At 61.9% G+C, this 23,821-nt stretch carries 20 protein-coding genes and 1 tRNA gene; 10 read left to right on the forward strand and 11 right to left on the reverse strand.

What is annotated here, in order from left to right; all coding sequences use genetic code 11:
* Nucleotides 1-22: 22 nt before the first annotated feature.
* Nucleotides 23-838: a molybdenum-dependent transcriptional regulator ModE gene (gene modE / locus BWR02_RS08680; protein WP_139557359.1), complete on the forward strand. Its 816-nt coding sequence runs from the start codon at nucleotides 23-25 to the stop codon at nucleotides 836-838.
* Nucleotides 839-988: 150 nt separating this feature from the next.
* Here modE and BWR02_RS08685 read toward each other — a convergent pair whose 3' ends face one another.
* Nucleotides 989-1,747, reverse strand: a complete 759-nt coding sequence (locus BWR02_RS08685; protein ID WP_139557360.1) for a hypothetical protein — start codon at nucleotides 1,745-1,747, stop codon at nucleotides 989-991.
* A 589-nt stretch (nucleotides 1,748-2,336) separates the two neighbouring features.
* On the opposite strand from BWR02_RS08685, the gene BWR02_RS08690 reads away from it, so the two are divergent.
* On the forward strand, nucleotides 2,337-2,813 hold the full coding sequence (locus BWR02_RS08690) for a hypothetical protein (RefSeq protein WP_139557361.1): 477 nt from the start codon (nucleotides 2,337-2,339) through the stop codon (nucleotides 2,811-2,813).
* Between the two features lie 148 nt (nucleotides 2,814-2,961).
* A complete protein-coding gene (locus BWR02_RS08695; RefSeq protein ID WP_139557362.1) occupies nucleotides 2,962-3,564 on the forward strand; it encodes a peroxiredoxin in 603 nt (200 codons plus the stop codon).
* 105 nt (nucleotides 3,565-3,669) lie between these two features.
* Here the strand turns inward: BWR02_RS08695 and BWR02_RS08700 are convergent, their stop codons facing one another.
* The 3 genes from BWR02_RS08700 to BWR02_RS08710 form a co-directional block, all read right to left on the reverse strand.
* Nucleotides 3,670-3,954, reverse strand: coding sequence for a hypothetical protein (locus tag BWR02_RS08700; protein WP_139557363.1), 285 nt, complete (start codon nucleotides 3,952-3,954; stop codon nucleotides 3,670-3,672).
* Between the two features lie 97 nt (nucleotides 3,955-4,051).
* Nucleotides 4,052-5,086: a M14 family metallopeptidase gene (locus tag BWR02_RS08705; RefSeq protein ID WP_201276204.1), complete on the reverse strand. Its 1,035-nt coding sequence runs from the start codon at nucleotides 5,084-5,086 to the stop codon at nucleotides 4,052-4,054.
* Nucleotides 5,083-6,510 (reverse strand): glutamate-cysteine ligase family protein, encoded by a 1,428-nt coding sequence (locus BWR02_RS08710; protein ID WP_139557364.1) that lies wholly within the window; start codon nucleotides 6,508-6,510, stop codon nucleotides 5,083-5,085. The genes BWR02_RS08705 and BWR02_RS08710 overlap by 4 nt, the downstream gene beginning before the upstream one ends.
* Nucleotides 6,511-6,733: 223 nt before the next feature.
* Here BWR02_RS08710 and BWR02_RS08715 point away from each other — a divergent pair.
* Nucleotides 6,734-6,807, forward strand: a tRNA-Gly gene (locus BWR02_RS08715).
* A 232-nt stretch (nucleotides 6,808-7,039) separates the two neighbouring features.
* On the opposite strand, the gene BWR02_RS08720 is transcribed toward BWR02_RS08715, so the two are convergent.
* Nucleotides 7,040-8,620: an OpgD/OpgG family glucan biosynthesis protein gene (locus tag BWR02_RS08720; protein ID WP_139557365.1), complete on the reverse strand. Its 1,581-nt coding sequence runs from the start codon at nucleotides 8,618-8,620 to the stop codon at nucleotides 7,040-7,042.
* Nucleotides 8,621-8,901: 281 nt separating this feature from the next.
* On the opposite strand from BWR02_RS08720, the gene BWR02_RS08725 reads away from it, so the two are divergent.
* The 6 genes from BWR02_RS08725 (at nucleotide 8,902) to BWR02_RS08750 (ending at nucleotide 16,676) form a co-directional block, all read left to right on the forward strand.
* The gene (locus BWR02_RS08725; RefSeq protein ID WP_139557366.1) at nucleotides 8,902-9,684 is read left to right on the forward strand and encodes an ABC transporter ATP-binding protein; all 783 of its coding nucleotides are present in this window, start codon (nucleotides 8,902-8,904) and stop codon (nucleotides 9,682-9,684) included.
* Complete coding sequence (locus BWR02_RS08730; protein WP_139557367.1) at nucleotides 9,681-10,466, forward strand: ABC transporter permease; 786 nt, start codon at nucleotides 9,681-9,683, stop codon at nucleotides 10,464-10,466. The genes BWR02_RS08725 and BWR02_RS08730 overlap by 4 nt, the downstream gene beginning before the upstream one ends.
* A 5-nt stretch (nucleotides 10,467-10,471) precedes the next feature.
* The gene (locus BWR02_RS08735; protein WP_201276205.1) at nucleotides 10,472-11,437 is read left to right on the forward strand and encodes an ABC transporter substrate-binding protein; all 966 of its coding nucleotides are present in this window, start codon (nucleotides 10,472-10,474) and stop codon (nucleotides 11,435-11,437) included.
* 567 nt (nucleotides 11,438-12,004) lie between these two features.
* Nucleotides 12,005-13,126 (forward strand): hypothetical protein, encoded by a 1,122-nt coding sequence (locus tag BWR02_RS08740; protein WP_236102056.1) that lies wholly within the window; start codon nucleotides 12,005-12,007, stop codon nucleotides 13,124-13,126.
* A 798-nt stretch (nucleotides 13,127-13,924) separates the two neighbouring features.
* Nucleotides 13,925-15,397 carry a glycogen synthase gene (locus BWR02_RS08745; RefSeq protein WP_201276206.1) on the forward strand — a complete coding sequence of 491 codons (1,473 nt, stop codon included), beginning with the start codon at nucleotides 13,925-13,927 and terminating at the stop codon, nucleotides 15,395-15,397.
* A 19-nt stretch (nucleotides 15,398-15,416) separates the two neighbouring features.
* The gene (locus BWR02_RS08750; protein ID WP_139557369.1) at nucleotides 15,417-16,676 is read left to right on the forward strand and encodes an alpha-amylase family glycosyl hydrolase; all 1,260 of its coding nucleotides are present in this window, start codon (nucleotides 15,417-15,419) and stop codon (nucleotides 16,674-16,676) included.
* Nucleotides 16,677-16,738: 62 nt separating this feature from the next.
* Here the strand turns inward: BWR02_RS08750 and phoU are convergent, their stop codons facing one another.
* The 6 genes from phoU to BWR02_RS08780 all read right to left on the reverse strand — a co-directional run bounded on the left by phoU (nucleotide 16,739) and on the right by BWR02_RS08780 (nucleotide 23,796).
* On the reverse strand, nucleotides 16,739-17,434 hold the full coding sequence (phoU, locus tag BWR02_RS08755) for a phosphate signaling complex protein PhoU (protein WP_139557370.1): 696 nt from the start codon (nucleotides 17,432-17,434) through the stop codon (nucleotides 16,739-16,741).
* A gap of 20 nt (nucleotides 17,435-17,454) precedes the next feature.
* Nucleotides 17,455-18,201 (reverse strand): phosphate ABC transporter ATP-binding protein PstB, encoded by a 747-nt coding sequence (pstB, locus tag BWR02_RS08760; RefSeq protein ID WP_236102079.1) that lies wholly within the window; start codon nucleotides 18,199-18,201, stop codon nucleotides 17,455-17,457.
* A 172-nt stretch (nucleotides 18,202-18,373) separates the two neighbouring features.
* Nucleotides 18,374-19,678, reverse strand: coding sequence for a phosphate ABC transporter permease PstA (pstA, locus tag BWR02_RS08765; RefSeq protein WP_139557371.1), 1,305 nt, complete (start codon nucleotides 19,676-19,678; stop codon nucleotides 18,374-18,376).
* Nucleotides 19,671-21,050 (reverse strand): phosphate ABC transporter permease subunit PstC, encoded by a 1,380-nt coding sequence (gene pstC, locus BWR02_RS08770; RefSeq protein WP_139557372.1) that lies wholly within the window; start codon nucleotides 21,048-21,050, stop codon nucleotides 19,671-19,673. The genes pstA and pstC overlap by 8 nt, the downstream gene beginning before the upstream one ends.
* Nucleotides 21,051-21,307: 257 nt before the next feature.
* On the reverse strand, nucleotides 21,308-22,261 hold the full coding sequence (locus BWR02_RS08775) for an alpha-L-glutamate ligase-like protein (RefSeq protein ID WP_139557373.1): 954 nt from the start codon (nucleotides 22,259-22,261) through the stop codon (nucleotides 21,308-21,310).
* On the reverse strand, nucleotides 22,258-23,796 hold the full coding sequence (locus BWR02_RS08780; protein WP_139557374.1) for an inactive transglutaminase family protein: 1,539 nt from the start codon (nucleotides 23,794-23,796) through the stop codon (nucleotides 22,258-22,260). The genes BWR02_RS08775 and BWR02_RS08780 overlap by 4 nt, the downstream gene beginning before the upstream one ends.
* Nucleotides 23,797-23,821 lie beyond the last annotated feature (25 nt).

Genomic DNA, 23,821 nt, shown 5'->3' on the forward strand with positions numbered 1-23,821 from the left:
AATCAGACCCACCGGACGTGGCATGCGCAAATCCACCAGACAACCCCCATCCCCAGTGCAGTTGATCGATGGCGAACTTCGCATCGGCGGCCACCTCAACGCCCGGCTTTTCAACCTGCTCGAGGCGGTCGAACGCATCGGCTCGATCAACCGCGCGGCCCGCGAGGTCGGGCTCAGCTACAAGGGCGCGTGGGAGATGATCGAGCGGGCCAACAGTTTGTCCCCGCGCATGCTGATCGAAACCGCGACCGGCGGTCGCGACGGCGGAGGCACGAAACTGACCGAGACCGGACGCAAACTGTTGTCCCTGTTTTCACGACTTCAGGAAGAACACCGCCTATTCCTGGACGATCTCAATCGCAATCTGGCGGATGATCCCGAACTGTTATTGTGGCTAAGGAGACTGTTCATGAAGGCAAGCGCGCGTAATCAATGGTTTGGTACGATCGCCGATGTGGATATCGGCGCCGTCAACGCTGAAGTCTATGTGGAACTGAAAGGAGGCGCGCGCCTGGTCGCGGCAGTGACCAGAGAGTCGGTCGCCTCGCTGGGTCTCGCCAAGGGCAAAGAAGTCCTGGCGCTGGTCAAGGCGCCGCTGGTGATGGTCGTGGCCGACCTGGAAGGCTATCGGCTTTCGGCCCGCAACCAGCTGTCCGGCACCATCACTCATCTGCAGAAGGGTGCCGTCAATGCCGAGGTCGTGATCGGCCTGCCCGGTGGCGACTCGGTCGCGGCGACGATCACCAATCAAAGCGTCGAATCGCTCGGTCTGGCGACCGGCATCCCGGCCACTGCCGTTTTCAAGGCCGGCGCGGTCATTCTTGGCGTAACCGACTGATGTGCTGCCCGGGCGGCAGCTCCGATCCCGGGGCTTCCCGCCCTGCGCATACTTTGGCAGGGCCCCGAGCCACGGAGGAGATTCGCAAGTTCGGACAGCTGGCGGCCACGACCGGCCTCAGGTCCGAGGACCCCAGCGCCCGAGGCGCGTTCACCGCCGGATACGGTCAGCCCATTCCGCAGTCACATCGGCCGAGTCCAATTCGAAGACTGTCGTGGAATCAGGACATAGCGCGACGTCTTCGTAAGCCACGATGCGGACATCGCTCAGGCCGATCACCAGTTCAAACGGTTCGGCCGAAAGCATGTCGCGCAGCTGCGCTCCAAGCAGAGCGTCGACCTGTTCCAACTCGGCGCTTGCGGCGCGCGTCGGCGTCTCGGGTCGTTCCAACACACCCAGAACCATGAAGAAGTCATTATCCTCTCGATACTTGTGCGCCATCCCGCAGACTTCCTCGAGTTCGTCGCGCAAAGCACGGAGTGCGCCGTAACCGACAAAATCCCCCCCGCAATGGGGCCAGCCGATCAACGTAGCGCGCCGGTTCGACCACTGCAGCTGAAAACTCCGTTCATAGGGCGTGCGACCGGAACTGAGGAACGGCGCAGCGCCGCGGGCGAAACCGCCGAAACGAATGCTCAGCGGCAGATGCCGTTCAAGCGTCGGCAACAGCCGGTCAAAACGCATGACCGTTCGTTCTCCGGTTCGAGCCAGCAGATTGGCATTGATCAACGCCCCGTCGTCGTCGAGGTATTCCAGCCCGACAACCGTGGCGTGTATCTGTTCCAGTGCGTAGGGCCGGAAGAACGGCTGCAAAGGCGATTTTCGGATCGATTCCAGGCAGCGCGACAACAGCGCGGCGTAGGCTACCGACTTCGCTCCATAACAGGCCACCAGCGACAACTGCTTCATGGTCGAGACCTCTGGACCGTGGGATCGTGACGGACGGCACGGATCGATGCGGCGAGAGACAACATCAAGACTCCGGGTTCAGGGCACAAGGCCGCGAATACACCCAAATCGGTGCGCGAAACAGCCCACTCTTGCGTCGCGGAGAACGGGCCAACGCCTTCGCATCCGCCAGTCGGCTGCTGAGACCTTTGGCAACGCTAGCCCGCGTGCGAGCGGGCCGCCCTGTCGTCGTTTTCACAACAGCCCTGCTCCGACGGCGGTGCACTCCGGCGTCATCGTCCGGTCATGACGCCCTGCTACTTTACCGCGCTTGGGCGGACGGGGCTCACCGTAACGGATAGCGCCTCCGGCTCCGGACTCGCGTCACCGAGCTGACGTTGTCCAGACGCCACAACGGTGACGCCCAGACGGTGCTCATCGGATGCTGAACCGATAGGAAACGACACGGAAGCCTGCCGCACCGCTTACCGGGAACGTTGGCGCGTGGCTTGCATGCTTTTTGGGGAGGAAGTGCTTGGCAAGGCGGAGGCACCGAGCCCCGCATTGACCCACGCCGCATCAGGACAGGAACCAAAGGGGGGACCCCATCATGCAAACACTCTCGCACCACTCACGCTGGACCGAACGGGTTTCCCACCGCGACACCGTTCTGGCGCGTTCCGTTGTCGGTTCACGTCCAACCGAGACCGCGATCAGCGCCGATATGCGCCACATCATCCCATTGTCCGCGCTGATACAACGACTGTCATTGCTCGCCAGCATCGAATTGCCCTGCGTCATTCAGACGGGGAATGTCGCACGGGAACCGACAGGAAACGGCCCCGTGAAGGGCTGCGGTCGCCGAAACGGGCGTTTTTGGCTAACCATAGGCAACCTGACGCTCGAACTCCAGGAAAGCATGATCGAAACGGTGCGTCTATCCACGCCGATGACCGGTGGCCGGCCCGACACCGGCATCGACATCGTATCGGTGAACGGCAACGTGGTCGCGCGAATATCAAGCCTCCCGGATCAGGCGAATAGCGCGGTATGGCAGGACATCATGGACACCTTCGACTGCGCCTGACACCCCGCAACGGCGAGAATTTCCGACTGATTTGGTGTAAGCTCTCCGCGACTGTCCAGTCCCGCCCCGCCAGATCCTACCCGGCATATGCAGCCGCTTTGCGCGGGGTTCAAAACCATTTTCCGTAGTCAACCTGAGGAGAGATTCCATGAGTGTGTTAGTCGGCAAGGCCGCGCCCGATTTCACTGCTGCCGCGGTGTTGGGCAACGGATCGATCGTAGACTTCACCCTGTCCAAGGAGACGAAGGGCAAATACGTCGCCATCGTTTTCTATCCGCTTGACTTCACTTTCGTCTGCCCGACGGAACTGATCGCGCTGGATCACCGTCTTGACGAGTTGACCCAACGCGGCGTCGAAGTGCTGGCCGTATCGGTCGACTCGCAGTTCACTCACGCGGCATGGCGCAACACGCCGATCGAGAAGGGCGGCATCGGGGCCGTACGCTATACGATGATTGCCGACGTCAGCCACGCGATCACCAAGGCCTATGACGTGGAAGTCGAAGGCGCTGCCGTCGCGTTCCGCGGCACCTTCCTGATCGACAAGAACGGCGTTGTGCGCCATCAGGTCGTCAACGATCTGCCGCTGGGCCGCAACATGGACGAACTGATCCGGATGGTCGACGCGCTGCAGTTCTTCGAGGAACACGGCGAAGTGTGTCCGGCCGGGTGGAGCAAGGGCAAGGCAGGCATGTCGGCCAACGCCGAGGGCGTCGCCAGCTACCTGGAAAAGAACGCCAAAGACCTCTGACGAGGTTGCCGGCCGCAGGCGCACCGCAAATGGTGCGCGCGCGGCGGCGAGCGAAGCGCGGGCCGTGTCGCAGCGGTCCGCGCTTTTTTGTCCGGCCTACCTTGGTCAGACGCTCGGCTTTGCCTTCATCAAGGCGAACTGACGAGCCAGCACCGCAAACGCCAGTCCGACGAAGATGGACGAATGCCCGACCAGACTGGACATGACGGCGGCATTCTGGGCGTGCAGCGTCGTCAGCCAAGGCTTGGCGACCATCAGGCTCCAGATGAAATTCGGCACATAATAGGCGATGACCCCGGCCATGGCCCATGGCACCGATGGCAGGCCGCGCCCCTCCGCACTGCGATAAAACCAGATCGCGACGACTAACGCGACTATCCCACCCAACATAAGCGCATCTCCCGTTCCGACTCGTTGTTCTGTAATCGATGTATGCGGGGACCAAGGTTACCCGCGGCCGCTACGATACAAGACCGCCGCGCCGCGGTCATCCCCGCCGCGCGCCGGGATACTCAAGCGGCTCCATCAGGTACCCCAGGCAATCGAGGCGGACCGCGCGACGATCCAGGGTCAGCATGGAGGGCATCACCGGCCTGACCGACCGTAGATACCCATCCTCGACATGAAAATACCTTGCGGCCACGTCATCGCCACAGCCATTGATCACCTGCAACGGAAGTCGGTCGGTGTGAACGCGGGCCCATTTGAAGCCCGCTGGCACTGGCGTGAAGTTCAATCGATCCAGATCGGGTATCAACTCGAGCGCGGCGTCGCCGGCCCCGAACCCGAATTCGATGTCGGGCGGGACCAAGACCTGCGCGACGGACTCGTACAGGTCGAGATCATGACGAGCCACCGGATGCTCCGGAATATGGTCGAGGTGTAGGCAGGCATCCAGGTACTCCAGCGCATGCTCGGCGCCGAAATCCGTCCCCGGCTTGCCGCATTCCAGGGTCACTGCCGGACATACATCCGCGAACGCGGCCGAGCAGGTGCCGGTGGGGCGCGTGGCATAGATACATAAGCGACCGAACAGCGCAGCCAGTTGGAGCGTCGGGTGATCCATACGGTCAACGCAGGCATAGTGCGGATTCAGGCCGGTGTTGTTGTGCACATCCACGCAGGCCAGCACACCGCGCTGCGTCATCAACCCGACGACCTGGCGAGCCAGCTTCGCTTCGTTCCTGTCGCCGAGTTCCGTACCCGGCCATATCCGATTGTAATCGGGTTGATCGTCACGACGCCGAACGCCCAGGCGCGCCGCCTCGAGGTTCCCGAAGAACAGCGACAAGGCGCGCGGCAAGGGGCGCGCTTCGTAACGCCGCAACAGCCCTTGCACGGCCTGCAGGCCGGTCGTCTCGTTGCCATGCAGCAGGACTGCCACAAACAAGGGTTGCGGACGCAGTCCGGGAAGATGCAGCAGGGAGCAGGACGGCAACACGGCGTGCAGCGAGTCCGCGGACGCGTCCAGCAGACCCTCCGGAATACTGTCGTGCTGTGTCAGCACAGTCCGTTCATTCATATGGCCCACTCATGGACGGGGAGCCCACCCTTCTGGCGCCGCAGGTACTCTCGTGTCATCGCAGTGAATTGGCCAGGATATCGCCGGAGAAAACGCCGCTGCCAATCACTCCCGGTTTGGCCTGTGACACAGCGTGCTTCGATGATCGCAAGGTATCGGTCGCTTTCGTCCGACTCAAAACCCAATGTCGTCAGCCCGCTCCGTGCCGCCTCAATCATCTGCCGCACCACATCGCACGCCGCCACTTCACGCCCCCCGAACCATCGCAAGCGGGCGCCCAGGCCCTCACGCGCCGCCGCATAGAAATTGGTCGTCACGTCCCTGAAACTCGGCTCGGGCCCTGCGGGCGGAGAGACGACCAGACTTTCGACCAGACCAAAAAACAGCGCGGCACTCGCCACCATATCGACGGTCGTCGGCCCGGCCGGCAGCACGCGATGCTCGAGGCGCAGATGCGGACGCCCGTCAGGGTCGAAACCGACCACGGGCCGGTTCCAGCGCCAGATCGTGCCGTTATGCAGCCGCAAATGGGCAAATCGTGTCGCTGGCTCATCGCAGAGCATGGGCAGCAACACCGGGAATTCATCGCGGTTCTCCTCGAACAATTCGGAAATCGATGCGCGAACCCAACCCCTGCCGAACCCGACACGCGCCTGGCTTCCGCCGCCCGCGCCATCGTAACCGGGCACTGCAACTGCTTGTTCGAACAGCGGGATCCGGGTTTCGGCCCAAAGATCCCGCTGGAAGAGATAGGGAGAGTTGACGCTGACTGCGAGCACCGGCGCCGACGCCATCAGCGCCGCATTGTAATGCCGCACGGCGTCCGCTACCGACAACTGCCAGTGCAGTTGAAACGAAGTTGCCGCGGCTTCGAGCATGACATCGGCATGCTCGGAGCGGAGCGCCTGCTTGCCGGCGATGTCGAGCCGTATCGGCTCGCCGTGGCGCGCAGCGAACACCTGTTCATTTAGTGCACGGTAACGGTTGAGGGGGGACAGATTTCTCAGATTCAGCTGGTCATCGCGCAGAGTGGGCAGGGTGCCGATCATCAGGATATCGAGATCCAGCCCGTCAGCCGTCTCGCGTGCCCGCGCCAGAACGGCGTCCAGTGCTCGCTGCAAGCCGCTCAGGAACCGCCCCCGCAGCGGTGCCGGAGGCGTATTGAACTCAATATTGAAACGGCCGAGTTCCGCGCCGCATGCCTCGTCCTCGAAGCGCGTGAGGAACCGGTCGTTCAGCGGCGCCGGATCGAGCGCCTGATCAACCAGCCAGGCCTCAAGCTCGGCACCGCCGACATGTCCTACCGTGGACAACCGTCCTTCGGCAATCTGCTGGACCAGCAACCGAGTCTCGTCCTCGAGTCGGAGGCGAAATGCCTGACACTCCGCCCTGGAGAAACTGGCGCTGCCGATTTCCTGTCCCATGGCTGCCTCCTACGAGTTGGTGGGAAAACGCCGACTCGAGCCGGTCGCGCCACACCCTATCCCGGTCAGTACACACCAGATCGAATCCTGTACCGGGTTTCATCTGGAACCGGCATGCGAGGCGGCAACTTGCGGTGAGTCCCGCGGAATGCGTAGAATCGGCATGACGATGGCCGCCCGGGTTGCGCTTCGCGCGAGGCCGCGGCTCCATCCGCACGCCCCAGCGGGTGTAGTTCAATGGTAGAACTTCAGCTTCCCAAGCTGATAGCGTGGGTTCGATTCCCATCACCCGCTCCAACTGCCTCACGACCAACCGATCGCCGTTCAATCCGGCCGAAGTGGCCCGACGAACGACGAGCAGCGGTGATCAATACCCGTCAACAGCGGGACCGGCGCCGCGTGGTTCTTACTCCGTCCATCGCCAACCCCAGTCGTTTTTGCTCTGTAACTTGGCGCAACCAACGCCCGCACGGCACAGCGCCCTCGTTCAACGCTGACGCAGATGCCCAATGCGGGTCCCCCCACCTGTTCAAAACGGGTGGTACTGGAACAGCCAGGTTTCGGACATAACCTGATCCTTGAAGCGCAGGAAGCACCGCATCTCAACGGGTTCCGGTCCGGACACGGCCAAGTCGAAGTGAGTGCGCCAGTGACCGGGGACGTCGTCCGGAACGGCCTCGATCTCGACTCGGGACAACTCGCCACGCGACACGGTAATGACCGGTTCCGGCTTCTCACCGAACGGGATCTTCTCCAGCGGCTTCCCGAGAAACTCGATCATGAACTTACGCACGCCCTTGGGTCGGGGCTTTCCGGGCTGCCCCCCATTGCCGAGTCGAGTTGCCACGCAACGCGCCAGCGGGCTCGGATAGGGCTCGTCGGCCAGCCAGTGCAGTTTGTAAGCGAAGTCGTAACTCTGCCCCGCCTTGGCCGGCTCGGCCGGCACCCACATCGCAACGATGTTGTCGTGAATCTCGTCGTCGGTCGGAATCTCGGTGAGTTGGATCGCGCCCGCTCCCCAGTCACCCCTGGGCTCGACCCAGGCGGAGGGCCTGAGATGGTAACGAACCCCATCATGATAGTGATCCAGGACGCGATCACGCTGCAACAGTCCAAAGCCGCGGGGCGTGCGGTCCTGGAAGCTGGACACCGAAATATGCGGTGGATTGTTGAGGGGACGCCAGATGTGCTCCCCAACGCCATTCCAGATGGCCAGCCCGTCCGAGTCGTGGACCTCCGGACGCCAGTCGACCGCCGTTGGCTTGGACGTCTCGGAAAACCAGTACATGGACGTCAGCGGCGCGATGCCGAGACGGTCGACATCCTTGCGCAAATAGAGCGCCGCCTGGATCTCCATCATGACGCCTTTGGTCCGATGCAGCGCGAACCGGTAAGCACCCGCCAGGCTGGGACCATCCAGCAAGGCGTAGACGATCAGCGGATCACTCGCCTTGGCAGCGCCTTCGAACCAGAAGGCGGTGAAGTCCGGAAATTCCTCCGGGTTGGATGTCCCGGGAGCAATCGCGATTCCGCGGGCCGATAACCCGACCTGCCCCAGCGCTCCGATGGCGCGGAAATACGAGGCGCCGAGGAAAGTCACCCAGGGCTCCAGCTTCTTCCAGTCCGGACCGTCGCGCCGCTCCTGGACCCAGAAACCCGCGAAGGCCGATGGTTCGGGCTTGAGCCCGCGCGCGACGTGATCAGGCCCGGCATTGAAAAGGCGAGGGTCGTAGGCGATTTCTCGCGCCTGGCCCTTTTCCACGACATGCATCCTGACGGTCTTGGGAAAGAACATGCCGACATGCTGAAAAGTGACCGGATAGGCACTACCCGAGTCCGCCCACAAGGCGGCCTCCTTTCGATAGGTCAGTTTGCCGTGCGCGTCGTAGTCGATCTGCTTGACGATTTCCGGGTCAGGCTGTGGCGGCGGCACGTAGTCACGACTGGCCCGTTCGCGGGCCATGGACTTCAATGCGTCAAAGCTGAACGGGCCCGGGGCACCCAGAGCCAACCGGACTCTGGGCTCGGATTCCGCACCGGCCACCCGCAGCGCCGAGAATGCGCTGGCAGCCAAAGTCAATTGCATGAAATGTCGACGCGTGAGGCTCATGATTGTGGTCTTGGTCGTCCGTTGATGTTCTTCGCGGGCATGGGCCCGCTCCGCCCTTTTTACCAAAAGCAGGTCGCCCGCTGCCAGTTTTGCATCCCGTCCGTATTACACTAGGCGACATGTGTGACGCCCCCGGCAACAGCCACACGCCAGCCGAGTGGGTTCACTGCCCGGTGTGGGCGACCGCACGCATCGGTGAGGCTGCCGCGACACGGCGAGCCGCGATTCGACATGAAGCCCCGCTACCGTAACGAACATGGCGCCCGCCTGATCCCGCTAAGATGAGCCATTCTCCGCCCAGGCCACACACCCCAGAGTCCGGGATAGGCGTCGCGGTTTCCATTTCAAAGCTGTCACGCCACTTCGGTGGGCGGCAGGTACTCGCGGATTTCCATTTGCGCATCGATGCCGGCGAGTTTCTCGCCGTGCTCGGGCCGTCCGGTTGCGGCAAGTCCACGCTGCTGCGGTTGATTGCGGGACTCGATCGACCCGACGCCGGGCGGGTCGCGATCGACAGCAATCCCTGGCCTATTGCCTATGTTTTTCAGGACCCTAGCCTCCTGCCCTGGCGCACCGTTCTGCATAACGTCGCGCTACCGCTGGAACTGACTGGGGTACCGAAGGAGCAACGCCTGCACGCTGCAGCCAAACTGCTGGCTACCGTGGGACTCGGCGAGGCGGCCGGGCGCTTTCCCGCGCAGTTGTCGGGTGGCATGCGCATGAGGGTCTCGCTGGCACGCGCGCTGATAACCGAACCCCGGTTATTGTTGCTCGATGAGCCCTTCGCCGCCCTGGATGCACTGACCCGCCAGCATCTGGATGACTACCTTCAAGGACTGTTCATGGCACGCCGGATGACGGTCGTATTCGTGACGCACTCGATCGCCGAAGCGGTTTTCCTTGCCGATCGTGCGCTCGTGCTGTCGGCGGCAGGCGGTACGATCCTGACGGACCGCCCCATCGCCCTGCCCCGACCGCGGCGAGAGGCCGTGCAGACGACCGTCGAGTTCGCCTCCGAATGCGCGGCGCTGGCGCAAGTCCTGGCTCAGGGCCATTCGGCATGACGCACGGCTCACGCCTGTCTGCCATCGTTCCGCCGCTCGTCAGCCTTCTGGTGATCGGAGCGGGCCTCGAACTGGCCTTGTTGGCCACGGCCACACCGACCTACCTGATGCCCCGGCCATCCGTGGTCCTGTCGGCCCTCGCAGACAATGCCGGCGAACTGTCGCGAGCGACCTTGCAGACTGCGCTGGCCGCATCGCTGGGCCTTGTGTTCAGTGCGGTGTTCGGAGGCACGATCGCGGTCGTACTCTCCATGCACCCCTGGGTCCGGCGGGCCTTCTATCCCTACGCCGTGTTCTTTCAGACGGTGCCCGTCGTAGCGATTGCACCGATGCTGGTCATCTGGTTCGGCTATGGGATCAGGGCCATCACCGCCGCGGCGTTCATCGTGTCGGTGTTCCCCATCATCGCCAACACGCTCAGCGGGCTGCTGTCGACCGACCCGGCACTCTGCGATCTTTTCCGCATCTACCGCGCCGGGCGGTTGGCGACCCTGCTCAAGCTCCGACTCCCCAGCTCGATTCCCCATTTCCTGACCGGTCTGCGGATCGCCTCCGGACTGGCGGTGATCGGCGCCATCGTGGGTGAGTTCGTCGCTGACACGTATCAGGCGGGCGGCGGCATCGGTACCGCGATCGAGGTGGCGATCAAGGAACAGAAAACCGACAAGGTATTCGCCGCCGTGCTGATGGCCTCGCTGCTGGGCCTGGGTTTTTTTGCACTGGTCAACCTGGCGAGCTTTCTCAGCATGCGCCACTGGCATGTTTCGGAAACCAAGGAGTAGACGGGATGCATATGAGGTATTCAGCGGGCTTCCTGCTCGCGCTGGTGCTGAACCTCACCGGCTGTTCGGCAGGCGGCGACGCGCCCGCAGCGGATGGCCGCACTCCGGTTGCCCTGCAACTGAACTGGGTGCCGGAACCCGAGTTCGGAGGCTACTACGCAGCGCTGCAGATCGGGGCCGATCGAGAAGCAGGCTTGTCTCTCGACGTGCGCGGTGGAGGTCCGGGAACGCCCGTCGAGCAGATGGTGGCCGCGGGCCGTATCGATTTCGGAGTCTCGAGTGCCGACAACGTGCTGATCGCGCGTTCGCGTGGCGCCGATCTCGTCGCCATCTACGCGGTGTACCAGACTTTTCCGCAGGGCATCATGACCCACTCCGGGCGAGGGCTGAAGTCGCTGGCCCAGGTCTTCGAGAGCGGTACCATCGCGATGGAACCGGGGACACCCTACGAACGGCTGCTTCGGCAGCGCTTCGGGCTGGACAAAGTGCGCGCCGTACCCTACACCAACAATCTGGCACCGTTCCTTCACGATCCCTTGTTCGCCCAGCAGTGTTTCATCACCGCGGAGCCGATAGCGGCGCGGCGCGCAGGTGCCGATCCCCAGGTGTTCCCGTTGACCGACGTCGGATATAACCCCTATGCCGGCGTGATCATCACCCGCAGTAAGGTGATCGCCGAAAACCCCGAACTCGTGCGCTCCCTGGTCGCCACGGTGCGCCGCGGCTGGCAGGCCTATCTGCAGGACCCGCGGGCCGCCAATGCGGAGATGCACCGACTGAATCCGACCATGGATTTGGAAACGTTTGCCGCCGTTGCGGCGGCGCAAGAGCCGCTGATCGCCCCTGCCGATCCAAGCGAGAGCGAACTTGGCACGATGCGCCTCGAACGCTGGGAAGCGCTCGCCGCGCAACTCACCGAGTTGGGCATCATCGATAGAGCAGAACCGAGCAACGCCTTCCACAACCCATGAGCAGCAGGTTTCAGGCCGGCAAATCAAGTGCTCCGGCGCCGCCTTGGCGACAGGACAAGCCGTAACGGTTGAAATCACGCGCCGCATCCCCAACGTGGGGTGTGAGGTGGCAGTGCGCTGCACCAGATTGCTCTCGCTGTTAGCGAGGCTCTTTCCTGCGTCACTGCCGCCGTCTCGTGGCTTACGCCTTTAACCCTGGAGTGACTGCAACGTGAAACGTGACTACCGCAGCCAGCGCTGGCTGATCAGAACTGCCGGCGGCTTCATCCTGGCCGGCATCGGACTCGTCTTCATCCTCTTGTAAACTGTTCGGGCCATCATCGGAGCGGGTGCCTCGGCTACTCGCTCCAACCCTCTGCCAAACGCACCCCTCGCCCAGCCTCCCCGTGGCCTGACAGTATATTGCGGCCCCGCACCATGGGAGAATGGATACGGACGGATTCAAGCAACAGGAACGGCATGGGTCGAGAGAACGAACGGTGTGAAGCAACATGCAAGCCGTCGGCAGCGCTGCATCGAATCTTTGGTATCCCGGTACTGTCGGCCCTGCTGATGCAGCCAGGGTGCATGTCGGCAATCTCCCTGAAACAGGCAGTCCAGGGCTATAACACCGCGACGACCGACATCCTCGCGGAGCAATTGCTAGCCAATATCGTGAGGGTCGGTCAACGTCAAACGGCACACTTCACCGGCGTCACGAGCATCGCCGCCACCTTCAACTACACGGTCAACGCCGGCGCCACCCCGGCACTGACAGGCGATAGTGGCGGCATGATTCTGCCCACATTCGGGGGCAGCGCCTCCGACAATCCAACCTTCAGCATCGTTCCCATCGAGGGCGAGGACTTCTCCAAGCGGCTGCTCAATCCGATGGATGAAGGGAAATTGACGCTGCTGCTGCGCCAGTACACCGACATTGATCTGGCACTGCGCCTGATGGCAGGCGAGGTGCGCATCGAAGAGCAAGGACAGGAGCGCTCACATCTCAATCGCCCCTCCCATACGGCGGGCTATCCGCTGTTTCGCCGTATCGTCTTGCATCTGTCCTCGATCCAGGATCGCAACCATCTTTACGTGGAACCCCTGACCTTCGTCCGCGAGTGGACGCTGCCGGTCGAATCCGTCACAGCGGAAGGCTTCCAGGCGCTGGAACACGAATACGAGGTCAGCTACGACGCGAACGCGAAGGCCTACCGGTTGCAGAAGCAGGAGGAGGGAAGGCTGATGATCACGAACTATGACCCGGACGCTCTGACCAACGACGAACGGCTCCGCCTGAACGATGTGATCGAGCACAACGCACCAAACGAGATCGCCATCGACATCCGGCCCGGCTTTCCGGGCGGCGAATTTCCGATCGTCGGCAAATTCCGGCTGCGCAGCTTCATGAATGTGCTCGCCTTCGTCGGCCGTGATCTGACCGACGAGCCCGAGTACGATGTTGCGCCCGATCCGCGCACGCCGCCGGTGCGGGAGAACCCGCCGCATACACTGGAGCTGATGTCGTCGGCACTGCCTATCCTCGATGCCGAGCAAACCGCCTATCTGAATGGCCGGCACTACGCATTGAAGCCGGATACCGGTTACCCGTGGAACCGAGCCGCCTTCCAGCTGCTCACGACCCTCTACCAGATGACGGTCGTCGATCTACCGCGTTTCAACACGCCGGCCATCACGATTGCCAAATAGGCGGGAAAAAGAGCAGCTTCCGAAATCAACGACGATTGCTGGTCACTGCGGTCATTCGCCGCACCTTATCCCGGATTTCCTTTGACCCAGGCATGACTTACACTTAGCGCCCATACCTGGGTGACTGACAGACGCTCGCCGATGACGACGAAGAAATCGAAAGGACCGGCAGGGAGCGGTAAAACCCCTCCCTCGCGCAGCCCACATACAACCGACAAGAACCGCGAGGATCAGCCGGCCGTGACTGAGCGGCGCGCTGCCGCGCCCAAAGCCACGAAGAGCGGCCAGGCGGCCGGCACGGGTAGCCCTGCAGAGAAGCCGACGAAGCGTGAAGTGGTTACCCCCTCGATGCAGGACAAGGCGGCGCCAGATCAGAAAGCGGGTACCGACAGCTCCCCGCCCCCGGCCGACTCATCGGTAGGACCGGCCACCCAGCCTCCGGCAAAGGCCGCGTCGACGCCCGACAAACCTGCCGACGTTTTGGCAAGCGTGGCAGTCGCTGCGAGGGAACCGCTGCAGGCCGCTACAGGGCCAACCCCGACGGAAGAACGGGTGAGCGCAGTTGTGGCGACCGAATCCAGTTCGCCCCAAGCAGTCGAACCGGAGGCGGTGGCGGCCCCGGAGCCTCCGGTTCTTTTCGAGCCCCTATCTGCCCCAGCACCTGGCCCCGAAAATGTTCCCGAGCCGGAAACGGAACCGGGCCCCTCAATCGCGGGCCGTCTTGAACCCGAGAGCGAGCCCGCAGCGGGCAACGCGCCCGACGCCGTCGCGGCGCCTGAGCCGACGCCTCGGCCATCCATGTTCATCGTCCATGTCACGCCGGAAATCGCACCCGTCGCCAAAGTCGGAGGCTTGGCCGACGTCGTGTTCGGTCTGGCCAAGGAACAGGAGATTCGCGGCAATCACGTCGAGATCATCCTGCCGAAGTACGATTCGCTCCGCTACGATCAGGTCTGGGGCCTGACGGAGACCTATAACGATCTCTGGGTGCCGTGGTACGGCGGTTCGATCCATTGCACCGTCTATTTCGGCTTTGCCCACGGCCGCAAGTGCTTCTTCATCGAGCCGCATTCCGCTGACAACTTTTTCAACCGGGGTTGCATCTACGGCTTCAACGACGACATCCTGCGCTTCGCGTTTTTCTCGCGGGCAGCACTCGAATTCCTGTGGAAATCGGGGAAACATCCGGACATCATTCATTGCCATGACTGGCAGACCGCGCTGGTACCGGTATTCCTGTACGAAATCTACCAGCACCTGGGCATGACCCACCCGCGGGTTTGTTTCACGATCCACAACTTCAAGCATCAGGGCGTTACAGGGGCCAACCTGCTCCACGCGACCGGTCTGAACCGGCCCGAATACTACTTCCACTATGATCGCCTGCGCGACAACAACAACGTGCATGCCATCAACCTGACGAAGGGCGGGATCGTCTATTCGAACTTCATCACCACGGTCTCTCCGCGTCACGCAGTGGAAGCGAAGGACCATGGCGAGGGTTTTGGGCTGGAACCAACCCTCCATATACATCACCAGAAATACGGTGGCGTGCTGAACGGGATCGACTACGAAGCCTGGAACCCGGAAATCGACCGCTATATCCCGTTCCACTACACCGCCGACACAATCGAGGACAAATACCGTAACAAGATTGCGTTGCGCGACCGCTTGTTGTTGTCGGACAACGAGAAGCCCATCGTTGCCTTCATCGGGCGTCTGGATCCGCAGAAGGGTCTGGAACTGATACGGCACGCGATGTTCTACACATTGCACCGAAACGGGCAATTCGTACTGCTCGGCTCAAGCCCCGACAGTCAGATCAACAATTATTTCTGGGGCCTCAAACACCAGCTCAACGACAATCCCGACTGCCATCTCGAGATCGGCTTCAACGAGGAGTTGTCGCACTTGATCTACTCGGGCGCCGACATGGTCATCGTCCCCAGCCGCTTCGAACCCTGCGGCCTGACCCAGATGATCGCCATGCGTTATGGCACAGTGCCCGTGGTACGTGAGGTGGGCGGGCTCGCCGACACCGTGTTCGACAAGGACTATTCACACCGCCCCTTGCATGAGCGGAACGGCTACATCTTCCGCGACTACGACTTCGGCGGGCTTGAATCGGCCCTCGGACGCGCCATCAGCTGCTACTACGAGTATCCCGAGCACTTCCGCGAACTCATGAAGAATGCCATGCGTTATGACTACTCGTGGAACCATCCGGGGCAGCACTACATGAACATCTACGACTACATTCGCGAGAAGTAAGGCCGCAGTAACCGAGTCGATGCGCATCTACAATCTTTTTCCGCTGCTGGCGGGCCCTCTGAAGGACTGGAAACCCCATCTGGAACGCGCGGCCGATCTCGGCTTCGACTGGGTCTTTGTGAACCCGATTCAACAGCCTGGCAAGTCAGGCAGCCTGTATTCGATCAGGGACTATTTCGCGATCAACACGGCGCTGCTCGATCCGGCCTCGACCCAGACGGCCGAGGAGCAGATGCGCGACATCGTGCGCTATGCGTCGGAATTGGGACTGTCGATGATGGTGGATCTCGTCATCAACCATTGTGCGTATGATTCGCGGCTACTGCAGGACCATCCCAAGTGGTTCGTACGGGAAGGCGGGAAAATCGCTCATCCGCATTGCCTGCACGAGGGCCACCTTGTGGTCTGGGAAGACCTCGCGCGCTTCGATTTCGGAACCAGCGAGCGCGAGCCGCTGATCCGTTTCTGCAAGGAAGTCATCGATTACCTTGCCGGGCTGGGCTTCCGCGGGTTCCGCTGCGACGCCGCTTATCAGATTCCGCAGTCCGTATGGTCCCGGCTGATGAATGACACGCGGCGCGATCGGCCCGATACCGTCTTTGCCGCCGAGACACTGGGGTGTTCGGCCGATCAGACCAAGGAGACGGCGAGGGCCGGCTTCGATTACATCTTCAACAGCTCCAAGTGGTGGGACTTTTCCAGTCCATGGCTGATGGAGCAATACCATCTGACACGCGACACCTCACCGTCGATCAGCTTCCCGGAAAGTCATGACACGCCACGGCTGGCTGCCGACTCTCAGGGCAATCAGGACCTGATGAAGCAGCGTTACCTTTTTGCGGCGCTGTTCTCTGCCGGCGTGATGATGCCGATGGGCTATGAATACGGTTTCGCCCGCCCATTGCACGTCGTGAACACACGGCCGTCGGACTGGGAGGAAACGCCGATCGACCTGACGGACTTCATTCGCAGCGTCAACCAGATCAAGGCCAGTCACGACGTATTCCAGGAGGAAAGCCTTACCGAGGTACTGCCGCACCCCAACCCCGGCGTCCTGGTGCTGTGGAAGGCGGCCCCGCGATCCGGCCGCGAGGCTCTGCTCGTCCTGAACAAGGACCCGTGGAACCGCCAGACTTTCCATACGGAAGACCTCTACCAGTATGTGCAAAGTCCGCCGCCGTTGACCGATGTATCACCCGAGTGGCCGATGAGCTTCCTGCCCACGCCTTTCGTTTACGAACTGCCGCCGGGCGTTGGGCGCGTCTTGGTGTCTGCCTAGGTCGGAACCCGAGCCCACCCAAAACAGGTGACACTGACACGCACGAAGACGCCGCAGATGGATCACGGCTCGACGCGATGCCGAATGTCCCTGCCGGCGATCTGGTAGAGAACGTACTCGGCCAGATTTTGCGCGTGCTCCCCGATACGCTCGAAGGCCTTGATGATCAGGACGATATTGACGGCGAAGCCGATGTTCCGGGGGTCCTGCATAATGAAGGTCACCAGCCGGCGAAACGCGGCCTGGAACTCGAAATCCAGTTCTTCATGAGCCTCCAGGAGGTCCTCGGCGAGATTCCGGTCCCACCGGTCCACGACTCGCAAGGCGTTCTCCAGTTGGCCAACGGCAAGAGCGCCCATGCTGGCGATGTCATGCAGCAAAACCGGGTTGGGATCGGCACCTTCACTGCCTAATAACTGCAGTCCGAGGTTAGCGATTCGCGCCGCTTCATCGCCGACCCGCTCCAGATCCGTGATGCTCTTGGATACCGCGAAAACCAGGCGCAGATCGCTGCCGACCGGCGTCCTCAAGGCAATCAGCTGGACGATTTCGGAGTCCGCGCGCAATTCACAGGCGTCGACGTCTTTTTCGCGTGCAATCACACGCTGGGCCAGTGTCAGGTCGCGGTCGCACAGGGCGTCTCTCGCATCCTTGACCTGGGTGAGCGCCAAGGCACCCATTTCTAGAACCAGATAGTGGAGGTGGCTGAGTTCACCGTCGTAACGGCGAACGATGTGGCCTTCTCTAGGTACCGACATGGCCCTTCCTCACGCGAGATTTAGCCGAATCGGCCGGTGATGTAATCTTCAGTCAGTTGATGACGGGGATTCGTGAAGACCTGCGCCGTTTCGCCGACTTCGATCAGTTTCCCGAGATGGAAATAGGCAGTCCTCTGCGACACGCGGGCGGCCTGCTGCATCGAATGGGTGACGATGGCAATCGTGAACTGCATGCGCAATTCGTCGATCAACTGTTCGATTCGCGCGGTGGCGATCGGATCCAGCGCCGAACACGGTTCGTCCATCAGAATGACTTCCGGGTTCACTGCGATCGTCCGCGCGATGCACAGGCGCTGCTGCTGTCCGCCGGAGAGACTGGTACCGGGCTGGTCCAGGGAGTCCTTGACCTCATCCCAAAGGCCCGCGCGTCGCAAGGAGTTCTCGACCACTTCTTCGAGTTCCGCCTTGTTCTGCGTCAAGCCATGGATGCGCGGTCCGTAGGCAACATTTTCGTAGATCGACTTCGGAAACGGGTTGGGCTTCTGGAATACCATGCCGATCTGCGCCCGCAGCGGCACGACGTCCATCTGCGGGTCGTAGATGTCTTGCCCGTCAAGCTGGATGGAACCCGTTACGCGACAACCAACGATGGTGTCGTTCATGCGGTTCAGGCAACGGATAAAGGTCGACTTGCCGCAGCCCGAAGGGCCGATCAGAGCGATGACCTCATTCCGGCCGATATCGAGGTTAACCCCATGAATCGCCTGTTTGGGCCCATAAAACACGTTCACATCCCGACAGACCATTCTTGCGTTGGATGCCGTGACTTCGCCTACGGTGTCGCCGTAGTCACGATCGAACGAGACGTTCGTACCTAGCCTCTTGGCCGGCTTCACCTCGGTCCTTTCGTCTCTCATAGCCGTTTTCAGTTCCAGCAAGCTGTTCATGGACGTTTTTATCTCCTACCTCGACGCCTTCCTACCAGCGGCGCTCAAAGCGCCGCCTCAGGTAGACCGCCAGGCCATTCATCAATATTAGAAACGCCAATAGCACCAGAATGGCGGCGGACGTGCGTTCCACGAAGGCGCGTTCCGGACTGTCCGCCCAAAGATAGATTTGCACCGGAAGGACAGTGGCCGGATCCATCACACTCCCCGGCACATCGACGATGAAGGCAACCATGCCGATCATCAGCAACGGCGCACTCTCACCCAGAGCCCGCGCCATACCGATGATGCCACCGGTCAGCATGCCCGGCAGAGCCAGCGGCAAGACGTGATGCAACACGGTCTGCATCGACGACGCGCCGACGCCAAGCGCTGCTTCGCGAATCGATGGGGGTACCGCCTTGAGCGCCGAGCGGCCCGCAATGATGATCACTGGCAAGGTCATCAGCGTCAGCACCAAGCCACCGACGAGCGGGGATGACCGAGGCAGTTGAAAAAAGTTGATGAATACCGCCAGACCAAGGAGACCGAACACGATGGACGGTACCGCAGCGAGGTTGTTGATGTTGACTTCGATGACGTCCGTCCACCGGTTGCGCGGAGCGAACTCCTCGAGGTAAATGGCGGCTGCGATACCCATCGGCAGCGACAAGGACAGGGTGACCAGCAGCGTGAAGAATGACCCCACGGCCGCCCCCCAGATGCCCGACTGCTCGGGCTCGCGGGAATCGCCCGCCGAAAAGAATTGGGTATTGAAGCGCTTCTCCAGCCGGTGCTCCTGCTTCAGGCGCGCCAGCCATTCGATCTGGTCGCTCTTCAGCCGGAACGAGTCCGTATCTGGCGCCCCGAGTTGGCCCTTCTCGAACATGTCCACGTCTGGCGAGGCGGTAACCCAGATTGGTATCGTCTGGCCGATGAGGGCGGGATCGGCGACGACTCGGTCGCGAAGTTCATATGGCGCGCCTCCGCTCAGCAGCGCGCCTAGCGAGCGCTTACGCCCGCGTTCGGTGACCTCGGGAAACAGTTTACCAAGGCCCTGCCGGATCATCCCTGAATAATCGGCCTCCATCAGGCGCGTCCGCTCATCGCTGGAAGCCGCCACCATGGCGGGGTCGACAAACACGTCGAGTTCAATGCGGGTCTGCCAGAACGCCGAATGTCCCTTGAACAGAATATCGAGCAGCAAGATCGCGAGGACGACCAAACCACCGACGATGGCCGCGAGACCATAGGCGCGGAAACGCCGTTCAGCCGCACGGCGCCGCGGCAGACCCGCCTTGACCTTGGCGAGTGTTTCGCCGGGCGTGATCGGACGCGATGAGGACGCACTATTCATATTGTTCCCGGTATTTGCGCACGATCATCAGCGCAGCGATATTCAACATCAGCGTGACCAGGAACAACACCAGACCCAGAGCAAATGCAGCCAGCGTCTTGGGGCTATCGAACTCCTGGTCACCGACCAACAATGTCACGATCTGCGTGGTCACCGTCGTCACTGCGGCCAGTGGATTGGCAGTGAGGTTGGCGGAAAGCCCAGCGGCCATGACGACGATCATCGTCTCGCCGATCGCGCGCGAAACGGCCAGCAGGATACCGCCAACGATGCCGGGAAGCGCTGCCGGAATGATGACTTGCCGGATGGTTTCGGATTGCGTCGCCCCCAGGGCATAAGCCCCGTCGCGGAGCGATTGCGGCACGGCATTGATGAAGTCGTCCGAAAGCGACGATACGAAGGGGATGATCATGACGCCCATGACCAGACCGGCCGCTAGCGCGCTCTCCGACGAGACGTCGAGCCCGAGCGACTGCCCGAGATCGCGGATATAAGGGGCCACGGTCAGCGCGGCGAAGAAACCGTATACCACGGTCGGTACGCCAGCCAGAATCTCCAGCAGCGGCTTCGCGACCGTGCGCACCCGGGGACTGGCATATTCGGCGAGGTAAATGGCCGACATCAAGCCGATCGGGACCGCCACGACCATTGCGATGAAGGAGATCAGCAGAGTGCCCGTGAACAGGGGAACGGCCCCGAAGGCGCCGGAGGAACCCACCTGGTCAGCGCGGATCGCCATCTGTGGACTCCAGCGCAACCCGAAGAGAAAGTCCGTTACGGGCACTTTCTGGAAAAACAAAACGGATTCGAACACGACCGAAAGCACGATGCCGACCGTGGTGAAGATCGCGATCGTTGAGCAGGCGATCAGAAAGACCATCGTGCCCTTCTCGACCTTGTTGCGGGCGCGCTGCTCGACCTCGATTTGCCGGTGACCGAACCAGCCTCCAAGCGCGGCCAGAGCGATTACGCCAAGGCTCAACAGCCAGTCGCTGACAGCCTGCAGGTGCCGGTAATGATTGGCTGCTGCCTGAATGGACGGATCGCCACTGCCGGACCCCGCCCCGGCCATGGTATTCCTGATCTCGTTGATCAGAAGTGCAGCGCGTTCGCCGGAATCGCCCTGTAGTTCGCCCGGCAAGTCAGCCACGACGAGACGGCTCAGCACCGCTCCCTCGAACCCCAGCCAGATGAGCAGCAGCAATAGCGTGGGCACGCCGACCCACATCGCAAGGTAGTAGCCGTAGTAGCTGGGTAGCGAATGCAGTTCCTGGACCTTGCCGGACACGATGTCCAGCGAGCGCTTGCGACCGAAATAGTAGCCAGCGGTCGTCAGAACGAGGATCAGCAAAAGGAGAGTGGGCTTGTCCACGCGGTGCTATCCGGGGGAGGGTTCCAGGGCGACCGACACGTGTCGGTCAAGGTTTCGTTGGTTCGAGGCTGGTGTCGCCTTCTCGGCTTCGGCCCGCGCGGTTCGCCGCCGTCACTCCGGGTCGCCATTGCCATGCGCACGCACGCTCCCATCGGGGCAAGCGCCTCTCGCGGCGTGAATTGTATACCCGTAGATCGGCATCATATAGGCCAAGTGTTACAGAAACATGTCGACGGCGCGCCCGTGTTCTGTGCCCTCTAGCGGCACAAGGCCTTGGCCAGCGCGACCCGCTCCCCAAGCGCCTCGGGCACGGCACGCAGTCCTTCGACGGTCCGCAGACGTTTCAAGAGGCCGGTGCGGTTCGCCAATTGAATCGCCAGTCCGGGGCGCGCATTCATTTCCAGCATCAATGGGCCTAGTTCGCCGTCCAGCACGATATCCACTCCGAGATAACCCAAACCGACCAGATCGTGGCAGCGCGCCGTGAGGGCGAGGATATCCTCCCAGTGAGGAATCTGCACACCCTCGATCTCACCGCCCGTGTCGGGATGCTCGCCGACCAGACTGTCATGCCACACGCCGGAGAAGGTCCGCCCTGTTGCCAGGTCGATCCCAACGCCAATCGCGCCCTGGTGGAGGTTGGCTTTGCCATCCGAGGCGCGAGTCGGAAGCCGCAACATGGCCATGACCGGGATCCCACGAAATACGATGGTCCTGATGTCCGGAACGCCGAGATAGCTGATATCGGTAAAGATCGGGTCGAACTTCACGCGATATTCGATCAGCGCGCAGTCGGGCATGCCACCCAGGCTATACATGCCACTCAGGATATTCGAAATGTGGTGTCCGAGTTCCTCCTCGGATGCGACTGAGCCGCTGGCGCGCCGATATGCATCGTTGACTCGCCCCGTGATCACCAGAACACCCTCTCCGCCGCTGCCATGCGCCGGTTTCACGACGAAATCATCGTGCGGGGACAACTGCAAGCGCAGTTCTTCGATCTGGTGTTCGATTTCCACGACCCCGTACAGATCCGGTACCGGGATGCCGGCTGCGAGTGCGATGGCTTTGGTCTTCTGCTTGTCGTCGACCAGCGGGAAATTGGGCCGCGGATTGTAGCGCAGAATGAAATCACCGTTCCGCTCGTTCATGCCCATGATGCCGTGCGCGCGCAAACGTCGCCAAGGCAACCATTCCCAGGCGCCGCTCATGCTCCCGGGCGCGAAAACAGCACGGCGCGGAAGCGCCAGAGTTCCAACAGTCGGTAGCCGGTATAGCGGCCAATCAGCAGTGTTGCCGCCAGCACGATCAGCAGGAGTTCCGGAAACACGAACACGAGATGCCCGAGGTAGACGCTGCTCATCGACAGATAACCGAGTGCGGCTACGGAGAGGCTCCCGAAACCCTGCCGAAAGGCCGCCGCCGGGCCAAGCTCCTCCCAGACCAGGGACATGCGCTCGATGGTCATCGCAAGAATGACCATGGGGAACAAGGCCACGGACAGGCCGCGATCGATCCCCAGCTTATGGCTGACCAGCCCGACGGCAAGCATCAACATGACGACGATGATCAGCACGGCAGCGAGGCGGGGCACCAGAAGCAATTTCAAATACTCGAGGTAGAACCGGATCACCAGACCAAGCGCAATCAATGTCGTGAAGAGGATCAAACCCCAAAGCAGTTCGGTTTCGCGAAAGGCCAGTGCAATCAGGATCGGCATGAAGGTACCGAAGGTCTGCACACCCACGATGTTGCGCAGAATCACGATCAGCAACGCACCAATCGGGACCAGCAGCAGCACGCGATAAACGTTCTGGGTCTGCACCGGAAGACTGAACAGCGAGAACTCCATCAGCCTTGAACCCATCTGGCGGGCTCGCTCCTCGGCGACGAGCGTCATTTCCTGCGTCTGCTGGCTGATCGAGTACTCGACCTTGCCGTGTTTGCCTCCCTGAAGGTCGAGCAGTTCCGCATCGCCCATCAACCAGACGACAGCGGTCTCGGGCAACCCTTGGTCACCGGTCTCCGGGTCGAAAGGCAACCAGGTCTGTCCGTCGTGAATTTCTATCCAGGGAATCAGGGAGCCGTGGCTGACCCCGTCTTTCAGCAGCAGCACACGCATCAGGCGTGCGGGGATCTGCGCCACGGCAAGGACATCGACCAGACGCCGCGCCCAATCCTCGTCGCTCTGGATGTCCTGATGCAGCAGCATGACGTTGCTGTCCTGCGAGGACACATGCAGGCGCGTAACCAGTTGCTTGGCGAAGGTGGTGGCATCGGCCGACTTACGCTGAACTTCGGCCAGGATCGCCCTTACCGCAGAGTGGATCGGCTCGGGAAAATCCGCGGACTCGGTAACGGGCGGCGGCGGCGCCGGCAAGGATTCGTGGGCGGGATCGCGCGCCAGTTGAATGCGGTAATAGAGAACCTGCCAGCCCCTCATTTTCCGGACCGCCCACTGCGCGAAGCGGTTGAGGCCATCGTCCTCGGTGGTCAACCCGTAGTTGCTGGCAACAAAGCTCTCATGGACCACCGTATAGCCATCCGGCGCTCTCGGAATCCCGAGACGCACCTTGACCGGCGTGTCGTGGCGGGCCTTGAACTCGACGCGCGCTTCGACGGTCCAGACTTCCGCATGCTGCGTGGGAAAGAGCGGCAAGCCCAGCCGCGTGACCTTGTAGTAACACAGGCCGGCGCCGACCAGAACCAGCACCAGTGCCAGTAGTTTGACGTGGAGATTGCGCACGCTGCTCTCGCTAGCCTCGGGCCCG

Origin of the sequence: Methylotetracoccus oryzae, from assembly GCF_006175985.1 — a bacterium.
Lineage (GTDB): Bacteria > Pseudomonadota > Gammaproteobacteria > Methylococcales > Methylococcaceae > Methylotetracoccus > Methylotetracoccus oryzae.